The organism is Massilia sp. TWP1-3-3, from assembly GCF_049897805.1.
In the GTDB taxonomy this organism is placed as follows: Bacteria; Pseudomonadota; Gammaproteobacteria; order Burkholderiales; family Burkholderiaceae_D; genus Telluria_A.
In genome coordinates this window covers 166,759-190,200 of the sequence record NZ_JAFCWX010000010.1, presented here as the reverse complement: position 1 = coordinate 190,200, position 23,442 = coordinate 166,759, and the positions used below count along the sequence as shown (strand labels likewise).

Sequence of the window (23,442 nt, the reverse complement as noted above, 5' to 3'; positions counted from 1 at the left end):
GGGTATTTTGTTATTGATAACTGTAATGCGATGCGTCTATGCGACGCATCTTGTTTGCGTACTTATGGCTTGATTTGTGGTTCCGTCGTGGCCGGCTCAACCGGCGCCGATGGCGTCGTCGCGGGAATTTTCGGTTCGTAGGTTTTCGGCGTGACGGTCCCCGGCTTGACCGGCGCTGGCGGCGTGACGCTCATTGGCTGAACCAGTGGCTGAACCAGTGGCTGCACTGCGGGCGCACTCGCAGGCGGCTGCACCTGCGGCGTCACCATCAGCGGCTGGACCGGCGTCGGTTGCACTTGCGGCGTTACTGCCGGTGGTACTGGCTGCACTGGCGGCGTGGTGGCGGACGGCTTGAACAGCGGCGCCGTGGTGCCCGTCGATGGGACTGCTGCCGGCTTGACTGGCGCCGTCGTGGTCGACTTGAACAGTGGCGCCATCGTGCCGCTCGGCGCCGGCGGGGTCGATTCTGGCGTCGCAACAACAGGAGCCGGCGCAGGTGCCGGTGCGGCTGCCGGGGCGCTCTGCACTGGTGCGCTCGCACCGGTCGGCTTGAACAGCGGCGCCATGGTTGCGCTGGCAGCCGGTGCCGGCGTTGCTGGTGCAGCGGCCACAGGCGCTGCGGGCGATGCCACAACCGATGGCTGAACTGGCGCAGGAACAGCTGGCCCTGGCATACCAGTCGCGACCGGGCTTGCGCCAACAGCCTTGGTGGCGGGGGCGATTGGCGCGCCAACCACAGCCGAACCCGCTACCGCGCCTGCAGGGGCGGCGACAACCGTCGGGGTAGAAACACCCGCAGCAACCGGCGCTGCGCCCGCCGGTTTGACCGGCATTGCAACAGCGGCTGTTGCCGGCGCCGCGACCCCGGCAGTGACGGGAACGGCCACGCCGGCAGCCACCGGCGCTGCAACGCCAGCTTTAACTGGCGCGGCAACGCCCGCAGTAACCGGCGCACCGGCCACAGCTGGCGCGGCAACGGACCCTGCCACCGGCAACGCAACAACCGCGCCTGCCACCGCCGGCGCCGCAACAGCGCCGGTTGCGGCGGCCGCAGCTACCCCAGGCGTGCCTGGCGCTGGCGCAACGGCGCCCGCCGGCAACATGGGCACAACAACCGTGCCGCCCACCGGTGCAACCAGTGGCGCCGGTGCGGTCTTGGCGCCGTCCGCCATCAACAGCGGATTTGCCTGTTCAGCGTTCTTGCATTCATTGGCCAGTTGGCGATTGAGCTTGGAGTCGAGCAGCATGCCCTTGGAAGGAATGCCGATCCAGACCAGGCCGAAATTCGGATTTTCGTAACGCTGCGCGCCCGTGGTGGTGCCGACCCGGTTCAGGCGATGCAGGCGCTTTCTCCAGCGCACCGCGATCGAGCTGGCGTCCGTTTCGTTATTGTAGACAGTGACGGTGTTGCCAAGTTCGCAGGTAAATTGCACGACCTTGTTGTCGGTAACGTCAGGCTCTGCTTCCGGCGTGGTCGGGACCAGTGCGCCGGCGTCGTCTTCCGATTTCTTGGCGTTGCCTTTGGCCTTGACTTTGGCTTTGGCTGGCTTTTTGGTGTCCGCGGCAGGGGCCGCGCAAATTGCTGGTGCTGCCATGGCAATGCCAAGGGCTAGCAGGGTCTTGCTGATCAGGTGGGACATCAGGTGGATTCCGGGTTGGTGTCGAAATTGATAATTGCGATGGCGGCGTCGGGCAACGCGAGGCCTGCAAGCTTGGCGCGCTGAAGAACTGTCCAATAATAGCGATAGCTGGCGCGGTCATGCAAGCGTCCGTTTTGCGAAATCGGGCCCCATTGTGCCTTGATGGCGTCGGCCAGGACATTGGTCGCTTCGTTCACTTCAGACAGGCGCGGCGTAAACGCCTTGATGATCGGCTTGATCTGGTCCGGGTGAATGCTCCACATCCGGGTAAAGCCGAATTCGACGGCGGCGCGCTGGGCGTCATTGGCCACCACGGCCGAATCGCGCACGTCGGTGGTGACATTGTGCGACGGGATTTTGCCGTGGGCGTGGCAGGCAGCGGCGATTTCAAGTTTGGCGCGCACCACCAGCGGGTGCGTGAACTGCCCCGGCGTGCGCATGGCGGCGCCGGGAATGGCGCCGTAGTGGGCCGAGACAAAATCCATGATGCCGAACGACAGGCACTCGACCTGGGGCAGGGCGGCAATCGCGTAGGCGTCGCGCAGGGCGCCGTGGGTTTCGATCAGCACGTGCACCGGCAGCATGCTGTCGCGGCCCGCCTTGGCGGCATGCTTGTTGATCAGCTCGATGGCCCGGGCAACGTCGTCGACACTGTCGACCTTGGGCAGCACCACATAGGCCAGGCGCTGGGCGGCGCCGCCGACGATGACGGCGACGTCGCCGGCGAAAAATGCGCTCTCGACGTCGTGCACGCGCACGCCGATGCGATTGAGTTTGTTCGCCTCATCGTTCAACAGGCGCACGATCAGCTGGGCGTGTTCCGGCTCGGCGCCGGCGGTGGCGCCGTCTTCGCAATCGAACGTGATGTCGAACAAGGGACCAAGCTCTTGTTGCAAGGCCATCGACTTGAGCATCAGCTTCTCGGAACCGGCGTAGTGATCGCAGGCTGGCAGAAGCAGGGGCTGTCGTTTGCCCTGGAATAAAACCTCGGATGGGTGCATAGTCAACTTTTTAGGCAAAACAGCGCCGCTCGCCCGACAGGGGCGAGGCGGCGCGTCACTGCTTACGCCAGCAGGTGGGCAACGCCTTCGCGCTCTTCGGTCAATTCCTTGAGCGTAAGGTTGATGCGCTCTTGCGAGAATTCATCGATGGCCAGGCCCTGGACGATGGTGTACTCGCCATTGGCAACCGTGACGGGGAAGCCGAACATGGTGCCTTCCGGGATGCCGTACGAGCCGTCCGATGGAATGCCCATGGTGGTCCACTTGCCGTCGGTGCCGATGTGCCAGTCGTGCATGTGGTCGATCGCCGCGTTGGCGGCCGATGCTGCCGACGACAGGCCGCGCGCTTCGATGATGGCGCCGCCGCGCTTGCCGACCGTTGGCAGGAAGGTGTCGCGGTTCCAGGCGTCGTCGCCGATCATGTCCTTGACGGACGCGCCGTCAATTTGCGCAAAGCGGTAGTCGGCGTACATGGTTGGCGAGTGGTTGCCCCATACGCACAGCTTTTCGATCGACGCGACCGGCTTGCCGGTCTTGGCCGCGATTTGCGACAGCGCGCGGTTGTGGTCCAGGCGCAGCATGGCGGTGAAGTTCTTGGCCGGCAGCGACGGCGCCGATTTCATGGCGATGAAGGCATTGGTGTTGGCCGGGTTGCCCACCACCAGTACCTTGACGTTGCGCGAAGCGACAGCGTCGAGGGCCTTGCCCTGCACGGTAAAGATCTGGGCGTTCGCTTCGAGCAGGTCCTTGCGTTCCATGCCGGGGCCGCGCGGACGGGCGCCGACCAGCAGGGCGAAGTCGGCATCCTTGAAGGCGGTCATCGGGTCGGCGTGGGCAGTCATGCCGGCCAGCAGCGGGAAGGCGCAATCGTCAACTTCCATCATCACGCCCTTGAGCGCTTTTTGTGCTTTCTCGTCGGGGATCTCGAGCAATTGCAGGATGACTGGCTGGTCTTTGCCCAGCATATCGCCGTTAGCGATGCGAAACAGCAGGGAATAGCCGATTTGGCCGGCCGCGCCGGTAACGGCAACGCGCAGTGGGGTTTTAGCCATGTGAATCTCCAAGTGGGAAAGAAAACGGTCGAAGCAGGAGGATACGCTTGTTCGGAAAACCAACATGATACCAAAACTGGCGTTCTGGGTATCGTGCATTGCCCGCTCGCGCGCATGCCGGATTGACCGCGAGTGTAGGCTTGTGTGAGTGATCTGTCAATTCGTATCATATGTCTTATATAAGACACATAACCTAGAGTGATTATTACTAGACTGGAAAGCCCTTTTGTGTTGAAATCGCTGTCTATGACTACAGTCCTCAACCCTCCGACAAGCACCAATGGTACTACGGCCAGCGGGACGGGCATGTCCGGCACCGCGGCGGGCAGTGCGCCCACCTTTAGTCCGCTTTACCAGCAAATCAAGGCCCTGATCACGCAGGGTCTGCAGTCGGGCGAGTGGAAGCCGGGCGAAATGATCCCTAGCGAAGTGGAGCTGGCGTCGCGCTTCAAGGTCAGCCAGGGCACGGTGCGCAAAGCGATCGACGAGCTGGCCGCTGAAAATATCGTCATGCGGCGCCAGGGCAAGGGCACGTTCGTCTCGACCCACCACGAGGCGCGCGCGCACTTTCGTTTTTTGCGGCTGATGCCCGACGAAGGCGTACCGCACCAGCCCGACAACAAGATCATCGAAGTCAAGCGCATGCGCGCGCCGGCCGAAGTGGCGCGCCTGCTCGAACTCAAGTCCGGCGACTCGGTGGTGTACATCAAGCGCGTGATGTCGTTCGACGGCGCGCCGACCATCCTGGAAGAAATGTGGCTGCCGGGTCTGCTGTTCAAGGGACTAACCGCGGAACGGCTGGTCGAATACAAGGGGCCGATGTATGGACTGTTCGAATCGGAGTTCGGCACGCGCATGATCCGCGCGAATGAAAAGATACGGGCCGTGGCGGCCGATGCCGGCGCCGCGCAGTTTTTACATGTGGCCGAGGGTACCCCGCTGCTGTGCGCGGAGCGGGTGTCGTACACGTATGGGGACAAGGCGGTGGAGTTGCGCCGGGGGATTTACTTGACGTCGCATCATCATTATCAGAATGATCTGTCGTAGTTGGTGAGGTAGAAATGATGGCTTAAGTGCGACGCAATGCCAGGCCACCACATCGTCCTCGCGCACGCGGGGGCCCATGGAACATCGGCTCTGTGCAACAGTTCCATGGGTCCCCGCCTGCGCGAGGACGATGTGGGGAGGCGCCGGCTTTGACATGCTTGTACCGAATCGACGATACCCCCGCCGGCAGCACGAATTATGCATAGCGTTTAAAATGACTACCACGAAGAAAGTACCAGAAGTTGCATGATGTCCCGCTTATTTTCCCCAATACCAGTTTAGATATTGGTGCAGCACACCAAAATTGGTGATAATTACGAGTTACACATTTAAAAAGTCAGTCAAGGGGAGGTTTGTTATGTCCGAAGCCGTGAAAGAAGTACCACGAAAAGAACGGCCCGAATTCCGAAACATCCATATTACGGAATTGCGCAATTACCGCCTGCCGCCGGCCGGCTGGGTATCCATCTTGCACCGCATCAGCGGCGCCGGCATGTTCCTGATGCTGCCATTCCTGCTCTACCTGTTCCACTCGAGCGTGCAGTCGGAAATGTCGTTCGCGTACTTCAAGGGCATCCTGGGCCACCCGCTGGTCAAGGTACTCCTGCTCGGCCTGATCTGGGCTTACATGCAGCACTTCTGCGCCGGCGTACGCCACCTGTTCATGGACGTGCACCTGGCGATTGAAAAAGATTCGTCGCGCAATAGCGCCGTGACCGTGCTCATCCTCAGCCTGCTGCTGACCGCGCTCGCCGGTCTCAAACTGTTCGGAGTTTTCTAATGGCTAAAAATAACGTTGGCACACAGCGCCTCGTCGTCGGCGCCCACTACGGCCTGAAAGACTGGCTGGCGCAGCGCATCACCGCCGTTGTCATGATGGTCTACACCTTCACGCTGCTGGGCGCTTTCCTGACGGGCCAAAATTTCACCTATGAAGGCTGGGCCGGCCTGTTCGCACAGCAGTGGTTCAAGCTGTTTAGCCTGGTCACTTTCCTGGCGCTGTACTACCACGCCTGGGTTGGCATGCGCGATATCTGGATGGACTACGTGAAGGCAGTCGGCCTGCGCCTGACCTTGCAGATCATCACCATCTTGTGGTTGGTCGCTTGCGCCTTCTACACCGTACAAATTCTCTGGGGGCTGTAATCGTGTCGGCAATCAAAAAAGGTTTACCTACCCGCCGCTTCGATGCGGTCATCATCGGCGCCGGCGGCTCGGGCATGCGCGCGTCGTTGCAACTGGCGGAAGCCGGCCTGAACGTGGCCGTGCTGTCGAAAGTGTTCCCGACCCGTTCGCACACCGTGGCGGCCCAGGGCGGCATCGGCGCCTCGCTCGGCAATATGTCCGAGGACGACTGGTACTGGCACATGTTCGACACCGTCAAGGGCGGCGACTACCTGGGCGACCAGGATGCGATCGAATTCATGTGCCGAGAAGCACCCAAGGTCGTCTACGAGCTCGAACACTTCGGCATGCCGTTCGACCGCAACCCTGACGGCACCATTTACCAGCGTCCTTTTGGCGGGCACACCGCCAACTTCGGCGAAAAACCAGTGCAGCGCGCCTGCGCGGCGGCTGACCGTACCGGCCACGCGCTGCTGCACACGCTGTACCAGCGCAACGTGCGCGCCCGCACCCACTTCTTCGTCGAGTGGATGGCGATCGACATCATCCGCGACGCCGACGGCGACTGCGTGGGCGTGGTTGCGCTTGAGATGGAAACGGGCGAATGCATGATCCTGGAAGCGAAGACCACCGTCTTTGCGACCGGTGGCGCAGGCCGTATTTTTGCAGCGTCGACCAACGCCTTTATCAATACCGGCGACGGCATGGGCATGGCGGCGCGCGCCGGCCTGCCGCTGCAGGACATGGAATTCTGGCAGTTCCACCCAACCGGCGTGTCCGGCGCGGGCGTCTTGATTACCGAAGGGGTGCGCGGCGAAGGCGGCATCCTGATCAACAGCGATGGCGAACGCTTCATGGAGCGCTATGCGCCGACCCTGAAAGACCTGGCGCCGCGCGATTTCGTGTCGCGCTCGATGGACCAGGAAATCAAGGAAGGGCGCGGCTGCGGTCCGTTGAAAGACCACGTGCTGCTGGACCTGCGCCATATCGGCGCCGAGACCATCGCCAAACGTCTGCCTTCGATTCTGGAAATTGGCCACAAGTTCGCCAACGTGGACGCGACCAAGGAACCGATTCCTGTGGTGCCGACGATTCACTACCAGATGGGCGGCATTCCGACCAACATCCACGGCCAGGTCGTCGCACCAAAAGACGGCAATCCGGTGGCTGTGGTGGGTGGCTTGTACGCGATTGGCGAATGCGCCTGCGTGTCGGTGCACGGCGCCAACCGCCTGGGCACCAACTCGCTGCTCGACCTGATCGTGTTCGGCCGCGCCGCAGGCAATCACATTGTCGCGTCGAACCTGAAGCAAAAGGACAACAAGCCCTTGCCGGCCGGCGCCGCCGACTATGCCATGGGCCGCATGGAGCGGCTGGAAACGTCGACCGGCACGGAAAGCGTGCAGGGCGTTGCCAACGCGATCCGCGCCACGATGCAGAAGTACTGCGGCGTGTTCCGTACCGATGCGCTGCTCACCCAGGGCTACAAGGAAATCATGGTGCTTGACGAGCGCCGCAAGCATGTCTCGTTCAAGGATAAATCCAAGGTGTTCAACACCGCCCGCGTGGAAGCGCTGGAACTGGACAACCTGATCGAAACGGCGAAAGCGACCATCACCTCGGCGGTAGCTCGCAAGGAATCGCGCGGCGCCCATGCGCACAGCGACTACCCGACGCGCGACGACGACGTCTGGATGAAGCACACGCTGTTCTTCTCCGAGGGCAATCGCCTCGAGTACAAGCCTGTGATCACCAAGCCGCTGACGGTTGATACCTTCAAGCCGAAACCACGTACTTTCTAAGGTCATTACCATGACACGCACTGTAAAACTGAAAATCTACCGCTACAATCCCGACCAGGATGCCAAGCCGTACATGCAAGACGTGACCGTCGAACTGCAAGACACCGACAAGATGCTGCTCGACGCGCTGCAGCGCATCAAGTCCGATGTGGACGATTCGATCTCGCTGCGCCGCTCGTGCCGCGAAGGCGTCTGCGGTTCGGACGCGATGAACATCAACGGCAAGAACGGTCTGGCATGCACCACCAACCTGAACGAATTGACCCAGCCGATCGTGCTGCGTCCGCTGGCGGGCTTGCCGGTCATCCGCGACCTGATCGTCGACATGACGCAATTTTTCAAGCAGTACGATTCGATCAAGCCGTACCTGATCAACGACTCGATTCCGCCTGAAAAAGAGCGCCTGCAGACCCCTGCCGAACGCGAAGAACTCGACGGCCTGTACGAGTGCATCCTGTGCGCCTGCTGCTCGACTTCCTGCCCGTCGTTCTGGTGGAATCCGGACAAGTTCGTCGGCCCGGCCGGCCTCTTGCAAGCTTACCGCTTTATCGCCGACTCGCGCGACGAAGCGACCGGCGCGCGCCTGGACAACCTGGAAGACCCGTACCGCCTGTTCCGCTGCCACTCGATCATGAACTGCGTCGACGTCTGCCCTAAGGGATTAAATCCCAACAAGGCGATCGGCAAGATCAAGGAACTGATGGTACGGCGCGCAATTTAAGTGGGATTTGCCGCTGAGCAGGCAAGGGGCGCGCTGTGCCGTGCCCCTTCGCAACAAGCCAAGCCCGTCAACATAGGGCTAACAGCGGCAAAATCGGCGTGTTTTATACAGTAAAAGTACCGTACTGCTTATAAATCGCAGGCGGTGTATAGTGTTGACCGAACGACAGGCTCAAGTGTGACTACGCATCAATCCGATCCGGCAAACCGAGCCCGGCTGCGCTGGCGCAGTCGCCGCGGCCTGCTCGAGAATGACATCATCCTCACGCGCTTTCTTGATGCGAACGAGGAAAGCCTTACCGACGAGGAAGTCGACGCGCTTACGCGCTTGCTGGATCTGGCGGACAACCCGCTGATGGACTTGATCCTGGCGCGCCATGAGCCCGAAGGTGAAGTCGATCTGCCGCATGTGCGCGCCTTGCTGGCGCGCTTGCGCCAGGCATAGGGTGAGCCGCTGTCGTAACGAGCGGTAGCGACCAGTAACGACCAGTTTCGTAATTTTTATTTTGAAGACTTCACCTCCCAAGAAGGAAGTGCCATGAACATCTCTGATACTAAAGCAACACTGTCCTTTTCCGATGGCAGCACGCCCATCGAAATGCCGATCTACAAGGGCACCATCGGCCCGGACGTCATCGACATCCGCAAGCTGTATGCGCAGACCGGCAAGTTCACCTATGACCCGGGCTTCATGTCGACGGCGGCTTGCAATTCGTCGATCACCTACATCGACGGCGACAAGGGCGAGCTGCTGTACCGCGGTTACCCGATCGAGCAGTTGGCCGTTAAATGCGACTTCCTGGAAACCTGCTACCTGCTGCTGAACGGCGAACTGCCAAACGCGGCCGAAAACCAGAAGTTCAGCGACACCGTGACCAAGCACACCATGGTGCACGAGCAGATGCAATTTTTCTTCCGCGGTTTCCGTCGTGACGCGCACCCGATGTCGGTCCTGGTTGGCACCGTCGGCGCACTGGCGTCGTTTTACCACGACTCGCTCGACATCAACGACCCGCATCACCGCGAAGTATCGGCGATCCGCCTGATCGCCAAGATGCCGACGCTCGTTGCCATGTCGTACAAGTATTCGATGGGCCAGCCGTTCGTGTATCCACGCAACGACCTGTCGTACAGCGCCAATTTCATGCGCATGATGTTCGGCAATCCGTGCGAAGAGTATGTCGTCAATCCGGTGCTGGTACGCGCGCTGGACCGCATTTTGATTTTGCACGCAGACCACGAGCAGAACGCATCGACCTCGACCGTCCGCCTGGCCGGTTCGTCGGGCGCGAACCCGTTTGCCTGTATCGCTGCCGGTATCGCTTGCCTGTGGGGCCCGGCTCACGGCGGCGCCAACGAAGCGGCACTGAACATGCTCAAGGAAATCGGCACCGTCGACAATATCCCTGAGTTCATCGCCAAGGTCAAAGACAAGAACTCCGGCGTCAAGCTGATGGGTTTTGGTCACCGTGTGTACAAGAACTTCGACCCGCGCGCCAAGCTGATGCGCGAAACCTGCCACGAAGTGCTGGAAGAACTCGGCTTGCACGACGACCCTTTGTTCAAGCTAGCCATGGCGCTGGAAAAAATTGCGTTGGAAGACGAATACTTCGTGTCGCGCAAGCTGTATCCGAACGTCGACTTCTACTCCGGTATCGTCCAATCGGCGCTGGGTATTCCGGTGTCGCTGTTCACGGGTATTTTTGCGATGGCGCGCACCATTGGCTGGATCGCGCAATGGAACGAGATGATTTCAGATCCGGAGCAGAAGATTGGCCGTCCGCGTCAGCTGTTCATCGGTTCACCAGCGCGCGACGTCAAGTCCGTCGAGCAGCGCTGATTTCTGTAAGTGGTGCACAAAGAAAGCGAGCCGTTGGCTCGCTTTTTTTTCTTCAAATTCTCTCAATCTCAGTGACCTCTCCTGGCCCGCCCCGTTGCCGTGCGCATTATTTCCCATGATTTCGTACTGCAACTAATTGAGTGTCAACGAGTTTTACGAGGACTGCAGCGCGGGGTGAGAAAGCAAACACGACCAGTCTTCACCATCTTCGCAGCAATACCAATGCGAAAATCTATAAAATTGGTATGCATTTCTCCCCGCACGGTCGCTGGGCCTAAGCCTCTTCAACTTCAAAGATTTCGCAAAATTGGTCTGGTTATCTAAGCAATAAAATAAAACCACTTGACTACCAATTTCAAGGCTCGCATCCTTCACTCGTAGCAACGCCCAATCCTATTTAAACGACTTTTGCCTGCGCGATGCACTGGTCGCCATTAGCAATTTGGCGACGGCGGTTGGGTCGGCACTACCGTCCATGTTTGGTGGACATCTCAATAACTAGAATATATGGAGACAGCCTTGAACCGTACCCTCATTAACACCCTTGTTGCCGGTCTGATGGGCGGCACATTCGCCGCCTGCGGCGGCGGCACCGCCGCCGACACGCCTCCTCAACGCCAGACGGCCCTGCTCGCTACCACAACGGTATGTTATGCAGCCTGGTCGAGCGCCACGGCTTACAACGGCGGCGCGACCGTCAGCTACAACGGCATTAATTACACAGCAGCGTTCTGGACACAAGGCAACAATCCATCGACCAGCAATGGTTCTGCAGGCAGCGGCAAGCCATGGACGGTGACCAGCACTTGCGGAGCCACGCCTACGCCAACGCCAACCCCCACGCCTACGCCAACCCCAACCCCAACGCCAACGCCAACGCCAACGCCAACGCCAACGCCAACCACGTGCGCGGTGTGGGCCGAAGGCAAAACGTACACGGTTGGCCAGGTGGTGAGCTACCTTGGTATTACCTACAAGGCGCTGTCGACCCACACCGCTTATGCCGGCACCAACTGGAATCCGAAGGACACCCCAACCTTGTGGACGACCGGCGGAACCTGCAGTACGACTCCTACCCCGACGCCAACGCCAACGCCAACGCCAACGCCGACGCCGACGCCGACGCCAACGCCGACACCAACGCCAACAGGCATGAAGAAACAAGTGCTAGTTGGGTATATGCACGCAAGCTTTGCAAACGGCTCTGGCTACATTCGTATGGCCGACGTTTCGAACGATTGGGACATTATCCAGTTGTCCTTTGCAGAACCGGATTCTGCTACCTCCGGCAATCTGCACTTCAACCGTTGTCCGGTGGCTGAGTGCCCGAACGCTGAAAGCGACGCGGACTTCCTCGCAGCAATCAAGGCCAAACAAGCTGCAGGCAAAAAAGTGCTGATTTCAATCGGCGGCGCAAATGGCCAGGTTTCTCTGGAGTCCACCGGAGCACGCGATGCATTTGTCAAATCGATGTCGGCGATTATCGATCGCTGGGGCCTTGATGGTCTGGATATCGACTTCGAGGGCCATTCCATCTATCTGAATAATGGCGACAGGGACTTCAAGAACCCGACTACACCAGTCGTGGTCAACTTGATCTCTGCATTGAAAACCCTAAAAGCAAAGTACGGCTCCAAGTTCGTTCTCACCATGGCACCAGAAACGCTGTTGCTCCATGGCGGACGTATGTTCTACGGCTCTGGCGTTTGGGGTGGGGCCGATACCCGGAATGGCGTGTATCTTCCAGTGATCCACGCAGTGCGGGATTTCCTCACCATCGTGCATGCGCAGCACTATAATTCCGGCCCGGTCGCCGGCGCGAATGGCACCTACTACAGTGCAGGCACCGTTGATTTCAACGTGGCTTTGTCTGACATGATGATCACGGGCTTCCCGATCGAAGGCAACGCCGCCAACTTCTGGCCGGGTTTGCGTCCAGACCAGGTAGGTTTTGGTCTTCCGGCAAACGTGCAAGCAGCCGGTAGCGGTCAGATGACGACGGCCGACACACAGAAGGCGTTCGATTGCCTGGTCAAGGGTACGAGCTGCGGCAGCTACAAGCCGGCCCAGGCTTACCCTACGTTCCGTGGGTTGATGACGTGGTCAGTGAATTGGGATAAATTCAATAACTATGAATTTTCCAAGGCACACGCGGCTTACTTCAAGACTCTCGGTAATTAAGCCGACAATGCGTCACTGCCCATTGCCTGGTGCATGAAACAGTGACGCGTATCACGGATCCCTCGCAAGCTGGTTCGCCAGCGCGGGACATGAAGCCTGTCGAGCAGCTGATCGTTGCAAGTGGTGCACAAAAAAAGCGAACCCGTTGGCTCGCTTTTTTTTGACATGCCGTGTATGAAGACGGGTCGGCAAAAACCGCATTTCAGTCCTGATGAAGGTTCCGACCAGTCATTCTGTAGAAAGAAATGCACCCGACCCGCGCGATATATTTTACCCCTTCCGATCTGGTTTTTCCAGTGCCTTTCGAATTGGCGTCGTACTGCTGCACTGCCACTTTCGCATCACCTCGAACCCTGGCGGCTTGTGATACTGGTCCAACTGCAGCCCCGCTCCTGCCCCTTTGTTCCCCGATGGTTTTAGAGCCGCACCAGCCTCAATTACACTTCCCCCGAATGGCCGCCACCGCGATAAACGGCAGTGCCAGCAGCCCGCCGAAGATAAACGTCGGCTGATGTTTCAGTGCGTCCGGCCGCAGGCAGCCCGGCACTTTGGCTTCATCGAATTGATCAGCGAATTTTTCATATTTGTCCTGCTCAGTATGCGAGCTGGCAGTGTAGCGCCGCGGTATCGCCTTCTGCTTTGACTCGGCAATGGCGATCTCCTTCTCGTCCTCGAAGGTTTGCTGGATCGCCCGCCTGACCAGCGTCTTGTCAGCCGGCGGCGCCACGGCCCAGTTATCAGGAATGACCGCCGCCGCGGGCTGCGCTGCCGGGGCGGGCGTGGGTGCGGTGCTGGCCGGCTGGGGCGCGGGCGCAGTGCTGGCCGGCTCAGGCGCGGCCAGCGCAACGTTCGCGGCCATCATGGCTGCAAGAACATACATACGCATCGGATTTCCTCGGATTTTGTTCTGGCAAATCATCAGTGAATGATAGCCCTTCGCATGACTTTTCTTCTACGTTTTTAAATAAGTTACATTTCGCCGGAAGTGTACAATCATTCAGCGACCACTCACCAGCAATTTCCATGAAAAATTTCATTTTATCTATATGCATAGCCCTGTTCAGCGTGGGCGCCCATGCGCAAACCAGCAGCGGCGACGCGGCCGAGCGCAAGCAGATCAACGCCTTCATCGACGAGTGGCATGACGACGCGGCGCACGCCCGCCTGGCCTATTTCGACAAGATCGCGCCCAACGGCATCTATATCGGTACCGACAAGAACGAGCTGTGGAACCGCGAACAATTCAAGGCTTGGGCCAAGCGTTTTTTCGATCGAAAATCTGCCTGGTCGTTCAAATCCACCAAGCGCAATATCTACATGTCGTCCGATAAAAAATTCATCTGGTTCGATGAATTGCTCGACACCCAAATGGGCGTCTGTCAGGCCAGCGGTGTGATGCGCAAGACCGACACCGGCTTCGAGATCGAGCATTATCAACTCTCGATCGCGGTGCCCAACGAAGTGGCCGACAAGGTCACCAAGCTGGTCAAAAAATACGAAGCCAAGCCGCCGGCCGAGGCCAAGCCGGTGGTGGAAATCAAGCCAGCGGCGCAGTAGAAGGCGCCAGGTAACCCAGTGCAGCTAGCGCACTACGTTGGCCGTTTCGCGCCTTCGCCCACGGGTCGCCTGCACGCCGGCTCTCTGGTCGCGGCCGTCGCCAGCTACCTGGACGCCAAGGCGCACCACGGCACGTGGCTGGTGCGCATCGAGGACGTCGACGAAGACCGCACCGCCGCCGGTGCCGCCCAATCCATCCTCGCGCTGCTGGCCCAACTTGGCATGCACTGGGACGGCGACGTCGTCTGGCAAAGCAGTCGCCAGCCCTTGTACCAAGCCGCCTGCGAAAAGCTCGCTGCGCACTGCTATCCCTGCGGCTGCAACCGGCGCGAAATTGCCGACTCGCGCCTTGGCACGGCCCCTGACGGCGCTGCCATCTATCCCGGCACCTGCCGCCACGGCTTGCCGGCGGGACGCAGCATGCGCAGCCTGCGCGTGCGCGTTCCCGACCCCGCAGCAGGCGCCGATGAAATCGCCTTCGACGACCGCCTTGCCGGGGCCGTGGTGCAGCACCTGGCCGGCGACTCGGGCGACTTTGTGCTCAAACGCGCCGACGGTTTTTGGGCCTACCAGCTCGCTGTCGTGGTCGATGATGCCGAGCAAGGCGTTACCGACACCGTGCGCGGCGCCGACTTGCTCGATTCGACGCCGCGCCAGATCTACCTGCAGCGCCTGCTCGGTGCAGCCACGCCGCGTTACCTGCATGTGCCGGTCGTGCGCAATGCCAACGGCGAGAAGCTGTCCAAGCAAACGGGCGCGCTGGCGGTAACACCAGCAAACGACGCCGAGTCGCTATCTGTGCTGATGCAAGCGGCTGCCAGCCTTGGCCTGCCAATTGCCCAAGCCGATTCGCTGCGCGCGTTCTGGCCGGCCGCTGTTGGTGCGTGGGCCGCCCGCTATAGTCCCGGCCTGCGCTAAGCTGCGCGCCGCTTGGCCGCGCAAAAGCCGATACCGGCGAGCCCCACGCTAAGCATGAGCCAGGATGACGGTTCAGGCACAGGGTTGGCCAGGGCCACCAGGAAGCCGCGTATTTCCCCGGCCGGGTATTCGGTAGAGTGGATGTTCAGGTAGGACTGGTTACTGTTTATTCCCTGAAGCAAAAAGGCGCGCGCCGCATCGACCGTGCCGCCATGCGCGGCCAGAAATGCCGGCTCGTAGGTGTTGGGGTCAGCCAGGCTGTAGAGCCGTTCATACAGGCCGGTCTGGACGCCGACGGGGAAGTCGTCGAAACCGATGGCAGGCGGCGCCGTGCCGATCAGTGACTCCGGCGTGCAGCAATGCAGGTGGGCGACCGTGCTGCCGGCAACCAGGTTCATGAACGGCACGGAGAACAGCATGGTCATGGCCGCGTCGTCGAACACGACCGTGGCAATGCTCGCGCCGGGCGAGTCATTGGGCGGCTGCTCGCTTGGACCGCTCATGGCGGAACGGTAACTGGTGGTGGCGGCAAAGGCCGCCGAGCTGAGCAGCATGGTGACAGAAAGTACAAGGCTCGATACGACGCGATTCATGATTTTCTCCGGTTAAAAGTTTGAGAGAAATGCGACATCGTGATGCGGTCCGACCTTGAAATTAGATCATCGACAGCGAAGGCCGTGGCGTTCGTTAGGACTAGGCAAAGTGCGCGCGCTGTGGGCTCGCCGCCGGAGAAATAGCGCTTAACGCTTTTTTTGCACGGTGATGTTGCCATCGGCCTCGAGGAACATGAATTCCATTTCCTCGAGCTTGCAATCGGCCTCGTGCAGCGCTTCCTTGACCTCGGTCTCAGACAGGCGGCATTTTTTTATCACTGCGTCGAAGCTTTTTCCGTTGCGCCCCAGCAGAACCGCCGAGCCGTCAAGCACTTCGGCCATGGTCTTGCTGTGCGACGACAGGAAAGAGGCGCCCATGTTCAGCGCCACCAGCGTGGCCGCGACAATCAGGCCGCCCACCAGCGAATCCTCGCCGCCGGTCAGGGAATTGGACACCGCTTCGCTTAGCAGCATGACCACCAGCAGGTCAAACGGCGTGAACTGGCCGATGGTGCGCCGTCCGGACACGCGCACCATCAGCAGCAGCACGCTGAACACAAGAACCGCGCGTACGATCAGTTCCCACCACGGAACGCTGAGCTCAAACATACTTATCTCCTGCAACAAAAATCGATGCCATATTGTAATGACTTCGCGGCAGGCGTGACTTTCAGTTGTGCGCGGCCCTGCGCGCTTCCCAAGCCTTCAGGCGGGCGCGATAGCGTTCCATGTCGTCTTCGTACAGGTCGAAGACGCAGGGCGTGCAGCCGCTGCGGCAACAATCCTCGAGCGCCGGCTGGACCGGCGGCACCGGACGCGGCGACTCTTGCTGCAGCTGCGGATGGCGGATGGTGCGTGGGCGCGGCTCGGTCATAGCCCTAAAATAGACTACGCCGGCCAGATTGTCTAGCCGGAGCGAGCGCGCTTACGAACGGCTCTCGATGGACGACGCGTCCAGGTACATTCCTTTGCTGTCGCGTTGGCACGCGCCGCTGATCCGCAAGCCCTTTTTATCTGACCATGTCATGTTCGTTCCCACCGCCTTGCCGACGCAGGCCTCATGCGCGGCGTCGGGAATCGTCGGCGGCGGTGGCGGTGACGGCACGGGCGGCAGTGGCGGCAAAGGCGGGACGGCTGACACGGCTGGCAACGGTGGTACCGGTGGCAGCGGTGGAACGGGTGGAACGGGCGGGACCGGCGGAATCGGCGCCACGAGGCAGCGGCCCCGGTCCGGACAATTGCCGTGCTGTGCGCCTTGGCTGGCGCCCGCTGCGGCAAACAAGGCCGCGCACAGCATGATGGAAACTGGCTTCATGGTTTTCTCCTGGTTGGTTGACTAACAAACGCGAGTGTGGCCCCTAATTGTGGAGAAACCGTGGGCAAGAACCGTGTTATCGTCACGGCGCACAAACAACCCAAGGCGCGACAATGACAATGGACTGGCACTTGCTGACCTCGACCCGGCGGCTGGGACGCGAAACGGCCGATGGCGCCGGGGAATCGCGCTCGGAGTACCTGCGCGACTGGGACCGCATCGTCTATTCCAGCGCCTTTCGGCGCATGCAGGACAAGACGCAGGTGTTCCCGCTTGCCGAAAGCGACTACGTGCGCACGCGCCTGACCCACAGCATTGAGGTGGCGTCGGTCGGCCGCTCGCTCGGCACCCTGTGCGGCGAATTCATCCTGGCCAAGGCTGCGCTGTCCGGCATGGTCGCGCAAGACTTCGGCAGCATCGTCGCAGCGGCATGCCTGGCGCACGACATCGGCAATCCGCCTTTCGGTCACTCGGGCGAAGACGCGATCCAGTCGTGGTTCGCGCTGGAGGGCGCGCCCTACCTCGACCCGCTGGCCGAACCTGAAAGGCAGGACCTGCTCAAGTTCGAGGGCAATGCACAAGGCTTCAGGCTGGTGACGCGCTTGCAAAATGCGGTCAACCAGGGCGGCTTCCAGCTCACCTACGCCGTGCTGGCAACGTATGCCAAATATCCCCGCGGTTCATCGCTGGCCGCGCCCACCAAGGGCCATGTCAGCGAGAAAAAGTTCGGCTATTACACGCACGACGCCGCCAATTTCGCGGCCGTCGCGCTGGGAACTGGGCTGATGCAAAAGGCCAACGGCGCCCATGCCCGCCATCCGCTTGCGTTCTTGATGGAAGCGGCCGACGATATCTGCTATGGCATCGTGGACCTGGAAGACGGACATCGCCTGTGCCGGGTGAGCTTCGAACAGGCGCGCAGGCTGCTGTGGCCAATCGCTTTCCCTGGTGGGCAAAAGCCGGGCGCGTCGTACCTGGCCATTGCAGACGATGAAGGCCGCATAGAATACCTGCGCGCCCGCTCCATCGGCAACCTCGTTGGCGCGGCGGTCGAGGTATTCAAGGATAACTACGCCGCCATCATGGCCGGCACGTTCGAGCGCGATCTGGTGAGTCAGTCGGCGTTTTGCGCGGAGCTCAAGAAAATATCGGCGCTCTCGCAGGCGCAAATCTACACCACGCCCACGGTGCTGCAAATCGAGTCGGCGGGCTTCGACATCCTTGGTGGCTTGCTGACTAAATTTGTGCCGGCGTTGCTCACGCCAGAGAACATGCGCACCAAAGCACACAAAAAACTGGTGCAGATCATGCCCCTGCAGTTTGCCACCGGCGCCACCGATTATGAGCGCCTGCTTGGCGTGACCGATTACATATCCGGCATGACCGATTCGTTTGCACTGACCTTGTTTCGCCGTCTGAACGGCATGGAATTGCCCGGCATGTCGATCTAGGCGGCGAGCCAGATGCGACTGCAGCGCGACTACAGTTCGAAGCGGTATCCCAGCCCGTAGACCGACCCGATGGCATCCTGCTGCGGCAGCACTGCCGAGATCTTGCGCCGCAGGTTCTTGATGTGGCTGTCGACGGCGCGGTCACACACGTCCAGGCTGTCCTGCCGTGCCAGGTCCAGCAGCTGCGCGCGTGAAAATACGTGGCCGCGCCGGCGCGCCATGCCGGCCAATATATTAAATTCACTCGGCGTGAGCTCCAGCGCATGCCCGGCGATGCTGATCCGCTGCGCCGCCTCGTCGATCACGCACACGCTGGCCGGCGCACCCGGCTGCACCCGGCGCAGGATCACCTTGATGCGCGCCATCAGCTCGCGCGGGCTGAAAGGCTTGCACAGGTAGTCGTCCGCTCCGCTTTCCAGGCCGAGCAGGCGGTCAAGTTCCTCCACCCGCGCCGTAACCATGATGATCGGTACGTCCGAGAACGCGCGTACGGCGCGGCACAGCGACAGGCCGTCCAGTCCGGGCAGCATCAGGTCCAGCACCAGCATGTCGGGAACGCCGGTCTTGAGCGCGGCCAGCGCCTGGGCGCCGTCGCCAAAGACGGTGGGCAGGTAGCCGCTTGCGCGGGCGTAATCGGCGACCAGTGCCGCCAGCTCCGGTTCATCTTCGACAATAAAGACGCTGCAGACGCGCGCGCTCATGCCGGCGCCACGGCCAGGCGCACCCGTACCTGCAGGCCACCTTTGCTTGAGCGCGCAAAGGCGATCTGGCCGCCATGCGCGCTGACGATGCGCTGGCACAGCGCCAGGCCAAGGCCGGCGCCGCCGTGCGCGCGGCTGCGCGAGCCCTCCACCCGGTAGAACCGCTGACCTAGATGGGCCAGCACGTCGTCCGGCACGCCCGCTCCGCTGTCGTCAATCGTCAACGCGATTACGCCGTCAAGTTCGCGCGCCGCCATGACGATGGCCGAACCCTCGCCGCAATAACGGATGCAGTTCTCGAACAGGTTGGCCAGGACCTGGCGCATGCGCTCCCGGTCAGCCTGCACCATGCAAGGACGCGGTTCGCAAGCGACTGAGTAAGCGATGCCGGCGCAGGCGAATTTTTCGGCGAATGCTGCGCCCTGTTCGCAGGCCAGCTGCCACAGGTCGAGCGTCTCGCGCTGGTAGTCGATTTCGCCGACGTCGGCGCGCGCCAATGCGTACAGCTGGTCGATCAACTTGTTAAGCGACAGCACCTGGCGCAGCATCGCCGCGGTGCCTTCGGCGCTGGCCGGGCGCACGCCGTCCTGTACCGCTTCGAGCTGGGCGCGCAGCACCGACAGGGGCGTACGCAGTTCGTGCGAGGTGTCGGCCACCCACTGGCGGCGCGACGCCTCGACCTGATCGAGCTTTTGCGCAAGCGCGTTGAAGCTGGCCGCCAGTTCGCCCAGTTCGTCGCTGCGCGCCACCGGCAACCGCGTGTCGTAGCGGCCGGCCGCCAGTTCCCGGGCACCGTCGGCCAGGCGCAAAATGGGCTTACGAAAGTGCGCCGCCAGCAGCACCGCGGCCAGGCCGCTTAAGGCTAGGCTGGCCGCGAGGATGACCCACAGGCTGTCCTTCATCTGCTGCAAAAATACACCCGACATGGCGTCGCTCGGCCGCGCGGCCCTGGCCACCACCAGGTAGGCAAACGACTTTCCATTGGCGTTGATGGCGCGCCGCGCACCAGGCTCGCCAGCGCTGCGCCGCCCGGCCAGGTAGCGGCCGTCGGCGTCGAGCAAGGTCACGCGGTCTTGCAGGCCAAGGCGGTCGACCAGCTCGCGGTCTTCCGGCTGCACCATGTCAGCTTGCTCAGCCTGCAAAGCCGGCGGCGGCAGGGGCGGTGGTTCTATCGCCTGGCCCGGGTAAGGTGGTTGCGGTGGCAATGGGGGTTCCGGCGGCGCCGGCGGCACCGGGGGCGCCACGCGCATCCGCTGCTGCTGCAGGCGCGCCAGTTCGGCGCTGATCCAGCGGGCGCGATCGCCGCTAATGAAGTCCCAGTTTTTCCGCGCCTGGTACTGGCGCGCTATGTCGCCCGAGAGTTGCTCCAGCCGGTCAAGCTCGATGTTGACTGCGTACTCGCCAAAGCTGTTCATCACGTTCTGGCGCATTAGCGTAATGGCGGTCGCCGCGACGGCGAGGATCGCGAGCAGGACCGAGACGAACAGGCGGTGACCGATGGAGACTCTCAAGCGATGATCCGGGACGAAAAAAGTCCCAGTGTATCGCGTTTACAGTCGTCGCAGCGGCGGGTTCAGAAGCGCAGCGAAATGCCCATGTCGATTGAGCGACCGGGAGCGGGAAGGGTGGTCAGCGCGCCTTTGTCCGCCGCAAGTCCGGCAAGGTAGACGCCGCCCAGCGGGTCATTGTAGGCCCTGTCCATCAGATTGCTGATGCCCATGGTGAGCAGCAGGCCGTTCTTCCACTGATAGGCGGTGCGGACATTGAGCAGCGCGAAACCGCTGGTAACGCTCTCCAGGCGGCGGCTGTCGATGCGGTCCTTGCGGGCCACGGCCTTGACTTCGAACTGGCTATTCCAGGCGCCGTCGCGCTGTTCGAGCGCCAGCAACACATTGGGCGGCATCATGCGGTAAAGCGCTCCGTCATCATTCCGTTTGCCACGGGTGAGCGATGCGTAACCGGTGAAGTTCAACTCGCCGATCGCGGACTTGCGCGCAACCGGCGCTTTCCACGACAGGTTGGCGCCATACAACGTGGCGTCGTGGTTGGCAAAGCGCAGCAGCGCGCCTTTCGCCTGTTGCGACTGGTAGGGATTGAAGGCGCCGACCGTGTCAACGTCGATGTAGTCGTTCACCCGGTTGTAGTACGGCGCCAGTTTCACGAACCAGTTGCTGCCTTGCCCTCCGTGCCAGTGCATGGTCGCGCTGAGGGTTTGGGCGATTTCCGGTTTCAGGTCGACGTTGCCCACATAGCCGTTGCCATCGCCAAACCAGTTCGTCATCGTCATGGCCATCACGCCCCGGCCCCACGCAAAGCGCTCATACAGGTTGGGCGAACGCGTCTTGCGGCCGTAGCCGAGTTCCAGGTCGAAGCTTGATCCCGGTTCGTAGCGCGCGGTTGCCGTCAGGTCCAGGTTGCCGTCACTTTTTTGGCGCGATCGGGCATTGAAGGCTTGCGCCGCTGCCGCGTCGGCCGCGTTCATCATATTGCTGGCGTAGGCCTGCACCGCGCCGGCATCGGCGCGCACCCGTTCGTGGCGCGCGCCCAGCTGGGTGATCCAGTCCTTGCCGATATGGCTGACCAGTTCGCCATACAGCGCCAGGCGGCTGCGCTCGCCATCCTTGATGTTCACATACGTTTGCGGCCCCATCATCATGGAGCCGGGGACGGCGGGCCAATAATCCTGCAGCTTGAAGCCATGGTATTCATGGCCGACACGCAGCAGCTGATCCTCGCTCAGCGCGAGCGTTGCGCGCGCCGTGTAGCCGAAGTTGCGGCCTTCGGTCAGCATGGGCATTGCGCCTTTGCGCTCCGGCGTGAAAAAGCCCATTTTGTGCTTGGTGCGCTGCCAGTAGCTGGTGACATCAAGTTCGCCCCAGCCGTATTGGCCCAGGTAAGCCAGCGTGCTATGGTCGGCCGTGTTGTCCGTCATGTCCATGTACTGGTTGGGAAAGCCCTGGTAGGGAATGCGCTGGGTGCCGGCGCGCAGGGTCAGGTGGTGGCCGTCTTGGCGGTAACCGAGCGTGACGCCCAGGTTGGTGCTCTTGTACATGCTGGCCAGGACAGTGCGTCCATTGCCATCGTGGTAGCTGTGCGCCTTGGCCTGCGCACCGTCGAACGAGAAACTGAAGCGTTCACTGGCGATGGCGCCGCTGGCGCCCACCGATACGGTCTGGTTGACGCTGCGGGTGGTCAAGGATACGCTGCCCTCGGTACGCAAGGGCGCGCCCGGCTTGGCGAACACCGGTACCGCCGTGCTGATGTTGATGGTGCCGCCGATATTGTCGCCACCGTTGCTAACCGGCGTGACGCCGGCGCTCAGTTCGATCGACTGCACCTGCTTGGGGTCCAGGTAGGACATGGGCGGATTCATGTGATTGGCGCAGGCCGAAGTCACTTCCATGGCGCCGATGCGGATCTTGAGCCGGTCGTCACCCAGGCCGTTGACGATCGGCAGTCCGGACACGCCGCCGCTGGTGGCCACGGCAAAGCCGGGGGTGCCGGCCAGCAGGCCCGCACTGTCGCTGCTTGCCTCCATCCGGTATGGGTAACTCTCCAGCAGCTTGGCCGAAATCACCACGGTAGGAATGGCAGCGGCCGGTGCATTGTGGTCGGCGTAAGCAGTTGTGCTGGCGCCGCCGAATGCGAGAACAATCGACAGGGAGAGGATGGAGCGTTTCATGTTTTGCTTTCTTTTGGAGTGCGTACTGATGCGTTTTGCGTTGCAACAATAGTCACGCACTTGCAATGGACGGCGCCTTGACCCAGATCAATAGAAATGGATGGGCCACAGAAGGTGGCCGATGTAGCGCGCTATTACAGTTCGGCCCACATCCTGAGCAGGTTGTGATAGTGGCTGGTGAGCGAGACCACGTCGTCCACGTCACCCACGCGCTGGCGCAGGCGCAAGATGGTCTGGTCCAGTTCCGTCAGCATGGCGCGCCGCGCGTCGTCGCGCACCATGCTCTGGATCCAGAAGAACGAGCACACGCGCGTGCCGCGCGTAACCGGCTCCACTTTATGCACGCTTGACGACGGATACAGGATCAGGTCCCCGGCGGGCAGCTTGACTTCATGCGTGCCGTAGGTGTCCGCGACCACCAGTTCGCCGCCGTCGTACTCGTCGGGATCGGCCAGGAACAAGGTGCACGACAGGTCGGTGCGCAGCGGCAGGACGCTGCCCGGCACATTGCGCACGGCGCCGTCGACGTGAAGGCCGTAATGCTCGCCGCCGGCGTAGCTGTTGAACAGCGGCGGCACGGTGCGCAGCGGCAGCGCAGACGATATGAACAGCGCGTGGCTGGCCAGCGCCGCGAGGATCTCGGCGCCCAGTGCCACTGCCAGCGGCGACGTTTCCGGCAGCTGGCGGTTGCGCTTGACTTGCGCGCCCTGCGGCCCGACCGTGGCGCGGCCGTCGCTCCAGTGGGCCTCGTCCAGCGCGCGGCGCATGGCTGCCACCTGCTCGCGCGTCAGTACTTCGGGTATGTGCAGCATCATGG

General features: G+C 61.6%; 23 protein-coding genes. 11 read left to right on the top strand and 12 right to left on the bottom strand.

Annotation, left to right across the window (positions count from 1 at the left end):
- Positions 1 to 62: 62 nt before the first annotated feature.
- From ACP7D4_RS12710 to ACP7D4_RS12700, 3 genes are all read right to left on the bottom strand, one after another.
- Positions 63 to 1,640, bottom strand: a complete 1,578-nt coding sequence (locus tag ACP7D4_RS12710) for a hypothetical protein (RefSeq protein WP_426209399.1) — start codon at positions 1,638 to 1,640, stop codon at positions 63 to 65.
- Positions 1,640 to 2,641 carry an HpcH/HpaI aldolase/citrate lyase family protein gene (locus tag ACP7D4_RS12705; RefSeq protein WP_426102382.1) on the bottom strand — a complete coding sequence of 334 codons (1,002 nt, stop codon included), beginning with the start codon at positions 2,639 to 2,641 and terminating at the stop codon, positions 1,640 to 1,642. The genes ACP7D4_RS12710 and ACP7D4_RS12705 overlap by 1 nt, the downstream gene beginning before the upstream one ends.
- Before the next feature lie 62 nt (positions 2,642 to 2,703).
- Positions 2,704 to 3,693: a malate dehydrogenase gene (locus tag ACP7D4_RS12700; RefSeq protein ID WP_426102384.1), complete on the bottom strand. Its 990-nt coding sequence runs from the start codon at positions 3,691 to 3,693 to the stop codon at positions 2,704 to 2,706.
- Between the two features lie 306 nt (positions 3,694 to 3,999).
- On the opposite strand from ACP7D4_RS12700, the gene ACP7D4_RS12695 reads away from it, so the two are divergent.
- The 8 genes from ACP7D4_RS12695 to ACP7D4_RS12660 all read left to right on the top strand — a co-directional run bounded on the left by ACP7D4_RS12695 (position 4,000) and on the right by ACP7D4_RS12660 (position 12,408).
- Entirely contained in the window at positions 4,000 to 4,740 is a 741-nt protein-coding gene (locus ACP7D4_RS12695) for a GntR family transcriptional regulator (RefSeq protein ID WP_426102386.1), read from the top strand.
- 358 nt (positions 4,741 to 5,098) lie between these two features.
- On the top strand, positions 5,099 to 5,521 hold the full coding sequence (gene sdhC, locus ACP7D4_RS12690; RefSeq protein WP_426102388.1) for a succinate dehydrogenase, cytochrome b556 subunit: 423 nt from the start codon (positions 5,099 to 5,101) through the stop codon (positions 5,519 to 5,521).
- Positions 5,521 to 5,886 (top strand): succinate dehydrogenase, hydrophobic membrane anchor protein, encoded by a 366-nt coding sequence (gene sdhD / locus ACP7D4_RS12685; protein WP_426102390.1) that lies wholly within the window; start codon positions 5,521 to 5,523, stop codon positions 5,884 to 5,886. The genes sdhC and sdhD overlap by 1 nt, the downstream gene beginning before the upstream one ends.
- 2 nt (positions 5,887 to 5,888) lie before the next feature.
- The gene (gene sdhA, locus ACP7D4_RS12680; RefSeq protein ID WP_426102392.1) at positions 5,889 to 7,667 is read left to right on the top strand and encodes a succinate dehydrogenase flavoprotein subunit; all 1,779 of its coding nucleotides are present in this window, start codon (positions 5,889 to 5,891) and stop codon (positions 7,665 to 7,667) included.
- 10 nt (positions 7,668 to 7,677) lie between these two features.
- Entirely contained in the window at positions 7,678 to 8,388 is a 711-nt protein-coding gene (locus ACP7D4_RS12675; RefSeq protein ID WP_426102394.1) for a succinate dehydrogenase iron-sulfur subunit, read from the top strand.
- A gap of 177 nt (positions 8,389 to 8,565) precedes the next feature.
- Complete coding sequence (locus ACP7D4_RS12670) at positions 8,566 to 8,832, top strand: succinate dehydrogenase assembly factor 2 (RefSeq protein WP_426209398.1); 267 nt, start codon at positions 8,566 to 8,568, stop codon at positions 8,830 to 8,832.
- A 93-nt stretch (positions 8,833 to 8,925) separates the two neighbouring features.
- A complete protein-coding gene (gene gltA / locus ACP7D4_RS12665; protein ID WP_426209396.1) occupies positions 8,926 to 10,227 on the top strand; it encodes a citrate synthase in 1,302 nt (433 codons plus the stop codon).
- Between the two features lie 519 nt (positions 10,228 to 10,746).
- Positions 10,747 to 12,408 (top strand): chitinase, encoded by a 1,662-nt coding sequence (locus ACP7D4_RS12660; protein WP_426209394.1) that lies wholly within the window; start codon positions 10,747 to 10,749, stop codon positions 12,406 to 12,408.
- Positions 12,409 to 12,841: 433 nt separating this feature from the next.
- On the opposite strand, the gene ACP7D4_RS12655 is transcribed toward ACP7D4_RS12660, so the two are convergent.
- A complete protein-coding gene (locus tag ACP7D4_RS12655) occupies positions 12,842 to 13,294 on the bottom strand; it encodes a hypothetical protein (RefSeq protein WP_426209393.1) in 453 nt (150 codons plus the stop codon).
- Between the two features lie 137 nt (positions 13,295 to 13,431).
- Here ACP7D4_RS12655 and ACP7D4_RS12650 point away from each other — a divergent pair, with 137 nt between their 5' ends.
- The gene (locus tag ACP7D4_RS12650; protein WP_426209391.1) at positions 13,432 to 13,965 is read left to right on the top strand and encodes a nuclear transport factor 2 family protein; all 534 of its coding nucleotides are present in this window, start codon (positions 13,432 to 13,434) and stop codon (positions 13,963 to 13,965) included.
- A gap of 18 nt (positions 13,966 to 13,983) precedes the next feature.
- A complete protein-coding gene (gene gluQRS, locus ACP7D4_RS12645) occupies positions 13,984 to 14,883 on the top strand; it encodes a tRNA glutamyl-Q(34) synthetase GluQRS (protein ID WP_426102406.1) in 900 nt (299 codons plus the stop codon).
- Here the strand turns inward: gluQRS and ACP7D4_RS12640 are convergent.
- The 4 genes from ACP7D4_RS12640 to ACP7D4_RS12625 all read right to left on the bottom strand — a co-directional run bounded on the left by ACP7D4_RS12640 (position 14,880) and on the right by ACP7D4_RS12625 (position 16,791).
- Positions 14,880 to 15,476, bottom strand: a complete 597-nt coding sequence (locus tag ACP7D4_RS12640; RefSeq protein ID WP_426209389.1) for a CHRD domain-containing protein — start codon at positions 15,474 to 15,476, stop codon at positions 14,880 to 14,882. The genes gluQRS and ACP7D4_RS12640 overlap by 4 nt on opposite strands.
- Before the next feature lie 147 nt (positions 15,477 to 15,623).
- Positions 15,624 to 16,085: a DUF421 domain-containing protein gene (locus ACP7D4_RS12635; RefSeq protein WP_426102410.1), complete on the bottom strand. Its 462-nt coding sequence runs from the start codon at positions 16,083 to 16,085 to the stop codon at positions 15,624 to 15,626.
- Positions 16,086 to 16,146: 61 nt separating this feature from the next.
- A complete protein-coding gene (locus ACP7D4_RS12630) occupies positions 16,147 to 16,350 on the bottom strand; it encodes an oxidoreductase-like domain-containing protein (RefSeq protein WP_426102412.1) in 204 nt (67 codons plus the stop codon).
- A 51-nt stretch (positions 16,351 to 16,401) separates the two neighbouring features.
- A complete protein-coding gene (locus tag ACP7D4_RS12625; protein WP_426102414.1) occupies positions 16,402 to 16,791 on the bottom strand; it encodes a hypothetical protein in 390 nt (129 codons plus the stop codon).
- A 113-nt stretch (positions 16,792 to 16,904) separates the two neighbouring features.
- On the opposite strand from ACP7D4_RS12625, the gene dgt reads away from it, so the two are divergent.
- Positions 16,905 to 18,242 (top strand): dGTP triphosphohydrolase, encoded by a 1,338-nt coding sequence (gene dgt, locus ACP7D4_RS12620; RefSeq protein ID WP_426102416.1) that lies wholly within the window; start codon positions 16,905 to 16,907, stop codon positions 18,240 to 18,242.
- Between the two features lie 29 nt (positions 18,243 to 18,271).
- Here the strand turns inward: dgt and ACP7D4_RS12615 are convergent, their stop codons facing one another.
- The 4 genes from ACP7D4_RS12615 to ACP7D4_RS12600 all read right to left on the bottom strand — a co-directional run bounded on the left by ACP7D4_RS12615 (position 18,272) and on the right by ACP7D4_RS12600 (position 23,440).
- Entirely contained in the window at positions 18,272 to 18,943 is a 672-nt protein-coding gene (locus tag ACP7D4_RS12615; RefSeq protein ID WP_426102418.1) for a response regulator, read from the bottom strand.
- Positions 18,940 to 20,454 carry an ATP-binding protein gene (locus ACP7D4_RS12610; RefSeq protein ID WP_426209387.1) on the bottom strand — a complete coding sequence of 505 codons (1,515 nt, stop codon included), beginning with the start codon at positions 20,452 to 20,454 and terminating at the stop codon, positions 18,940 to 18,942. The genes ACP7D4_RS12615 and ACP7D4_RS12610 overlap by 4 nt, the downstream gene beginning before the upstream one ends.
- Positions 20,455 to 20,516: 62 nt before the next feature.
- Positions 20,517 to 22,625 carry a TonB-dependent receptor plug domain-containing protein gene (locus tag ACP7D4_RS12605; RefSeq protein ID WP_426209386.1) on the bottom strand — a complete coding sequence of 703 codons (2,109 nt, stop codon included), beginning with the start codon at positions 22,623 to 22,625 and terminating at the stop codon, positions 20,517 to 20,519.
- A 134-nt stretch (positions 22,626 to 22,759) separates the two neighbouring features.
- Complete coding sequence (locus tag ACP7D4_RS12600; protein WP_426102424.1) at positions 22,760 to 23,440, bottom strand: Fe2+-dependent dioxygenase; 681 nt, start codon at positions 23,438 to 23,440, stop codon at positions 22,760 to 22,762.
- Between the last annotated feature and the right edge of the window lie 2 nt (positions 23,441 to 23,442).

Coding starts and splice junctions, on each gene's coding strand:
- ACP7D4_RS12625 (WP_426102414.1), bottom strand. CDS start 16,791: ATGAAGCCAGTTTCCATCATGCTGTGCGCGGCCTTGTTTGCCGCAGCG.
- dgt (WP_426102416.1), top strand. CDS start 16,905: ATGACAATGGACTGGCACTTGCTGACCTCGACCCGGCGGCTGGGACGC.
- ACP7D4_RS12650 (WP_426209391.1), top strand. CDS start 13,432: ATGAAAAATTTCATTTTATCTATATGCATAGCCCTGTTCAGCGTGGGC.
- ACP7D4_RS12695 (WP_426102386.1), top strand. CDS start 4,000: ATGTCCGGCACCGCGGCGGGCAGTGCGCCCACCTTTAGTCCGCTTTAC.
- gltA (WP_426209396.1), top strand. CDS start 8,926: ATGAACATCTCTGATACTAAAGCAACACTGTCCTTTTCCGATGGCAGC.
- ACP7D4_RS12635 (WP_426102410.1), bottom strand. CDS start 16,085: ATGTTTGAGCTCAGCGTTCCGTGGTGGGAACTGATCGTACGCGCGGTT.
- ACP7D4_RS12640 (WP_426209389.1), bottom strand. CDS start 15,476: ATGAATCGCGTCGTATCGAGCCTTGTACTTTCTGTCACCATGCTGCTC.
- ACP7D4_RS12615 (WP_426102418.1), bottom strand. CDS start 18,943: ATGAGCGCGCGCGTCTGCAGCGTCTTTATTGTCGAAGATGAACCGGAG.
- ACP7D4_RS12605 (WP_426209386.1), bottom strand. CDS start 22,625: ATGAAACGCTCCATCCTCTCCCTGTCGATTGTTCTCGCATTCGGCGGC.
- ACP7D4_RS12675 (WP_426102394.1), top strand. CDS start 7,678: ATGACACGCACTGTAAAACTGAAAATCTACCGCTACAATCCCGACCAG.
- ACP7D4_RS12700 (WP_426102384.1), bottom strand. CDS start 3,693: ATGGCTAAAACCCCACTGCGCGTTGCCGTTACCGGCGCGGCCGGCCAA.
- ACP7D4_RS12710 (WP_426209399.1), bottom strand. CDS start 1,640: ATGTCCCACCTGATCAGCAAGACCCTGCTAGCCCTTGGCATTGCCATG.
- ACP7D4_RS12630 (WP_426102412.1), bottom strand. CDS start 16,350: ATGACCGAGCCGCGCCCACGCACCATCCGCCATCCGCAGCTGCAGCAA.
- sdhD (WP_426102390.1), top strand. CDS start 5,521: ATGGCTAAAAATAACGTTGGCACACAGCGCCTCGTCGTCGGCGCCCAC.
- sdhC (WP_426102388.1), top strand. CDS start 5,099: ATGTCCGAAGCCGTGAAAGAAGTACCACGAAAAGAACGGCCCGAATTC.
- ACP7D4_RS12600 (WP_426102424.1), bottom strand. CDS start 23,440: ATGATGCTGCACATACCCGAAGTACTGACGCGCGAGCAGGTGGCAGCC.
- ACP7D4_RS12705 (WP_426102382.1), bottom strand. CDS start 2,641: ATGCACCCATCCGAGGTTTTATTCCAGGGCAAACGACAGCCCCTGCTT.
- ACP7D4_RS12655 (WP_426209393.1), bottom strand. CDS start 13,294: ATGCGTATGTATGTTCTTGCAGCCATGATGGCCGCGAACGTTGCGCTG.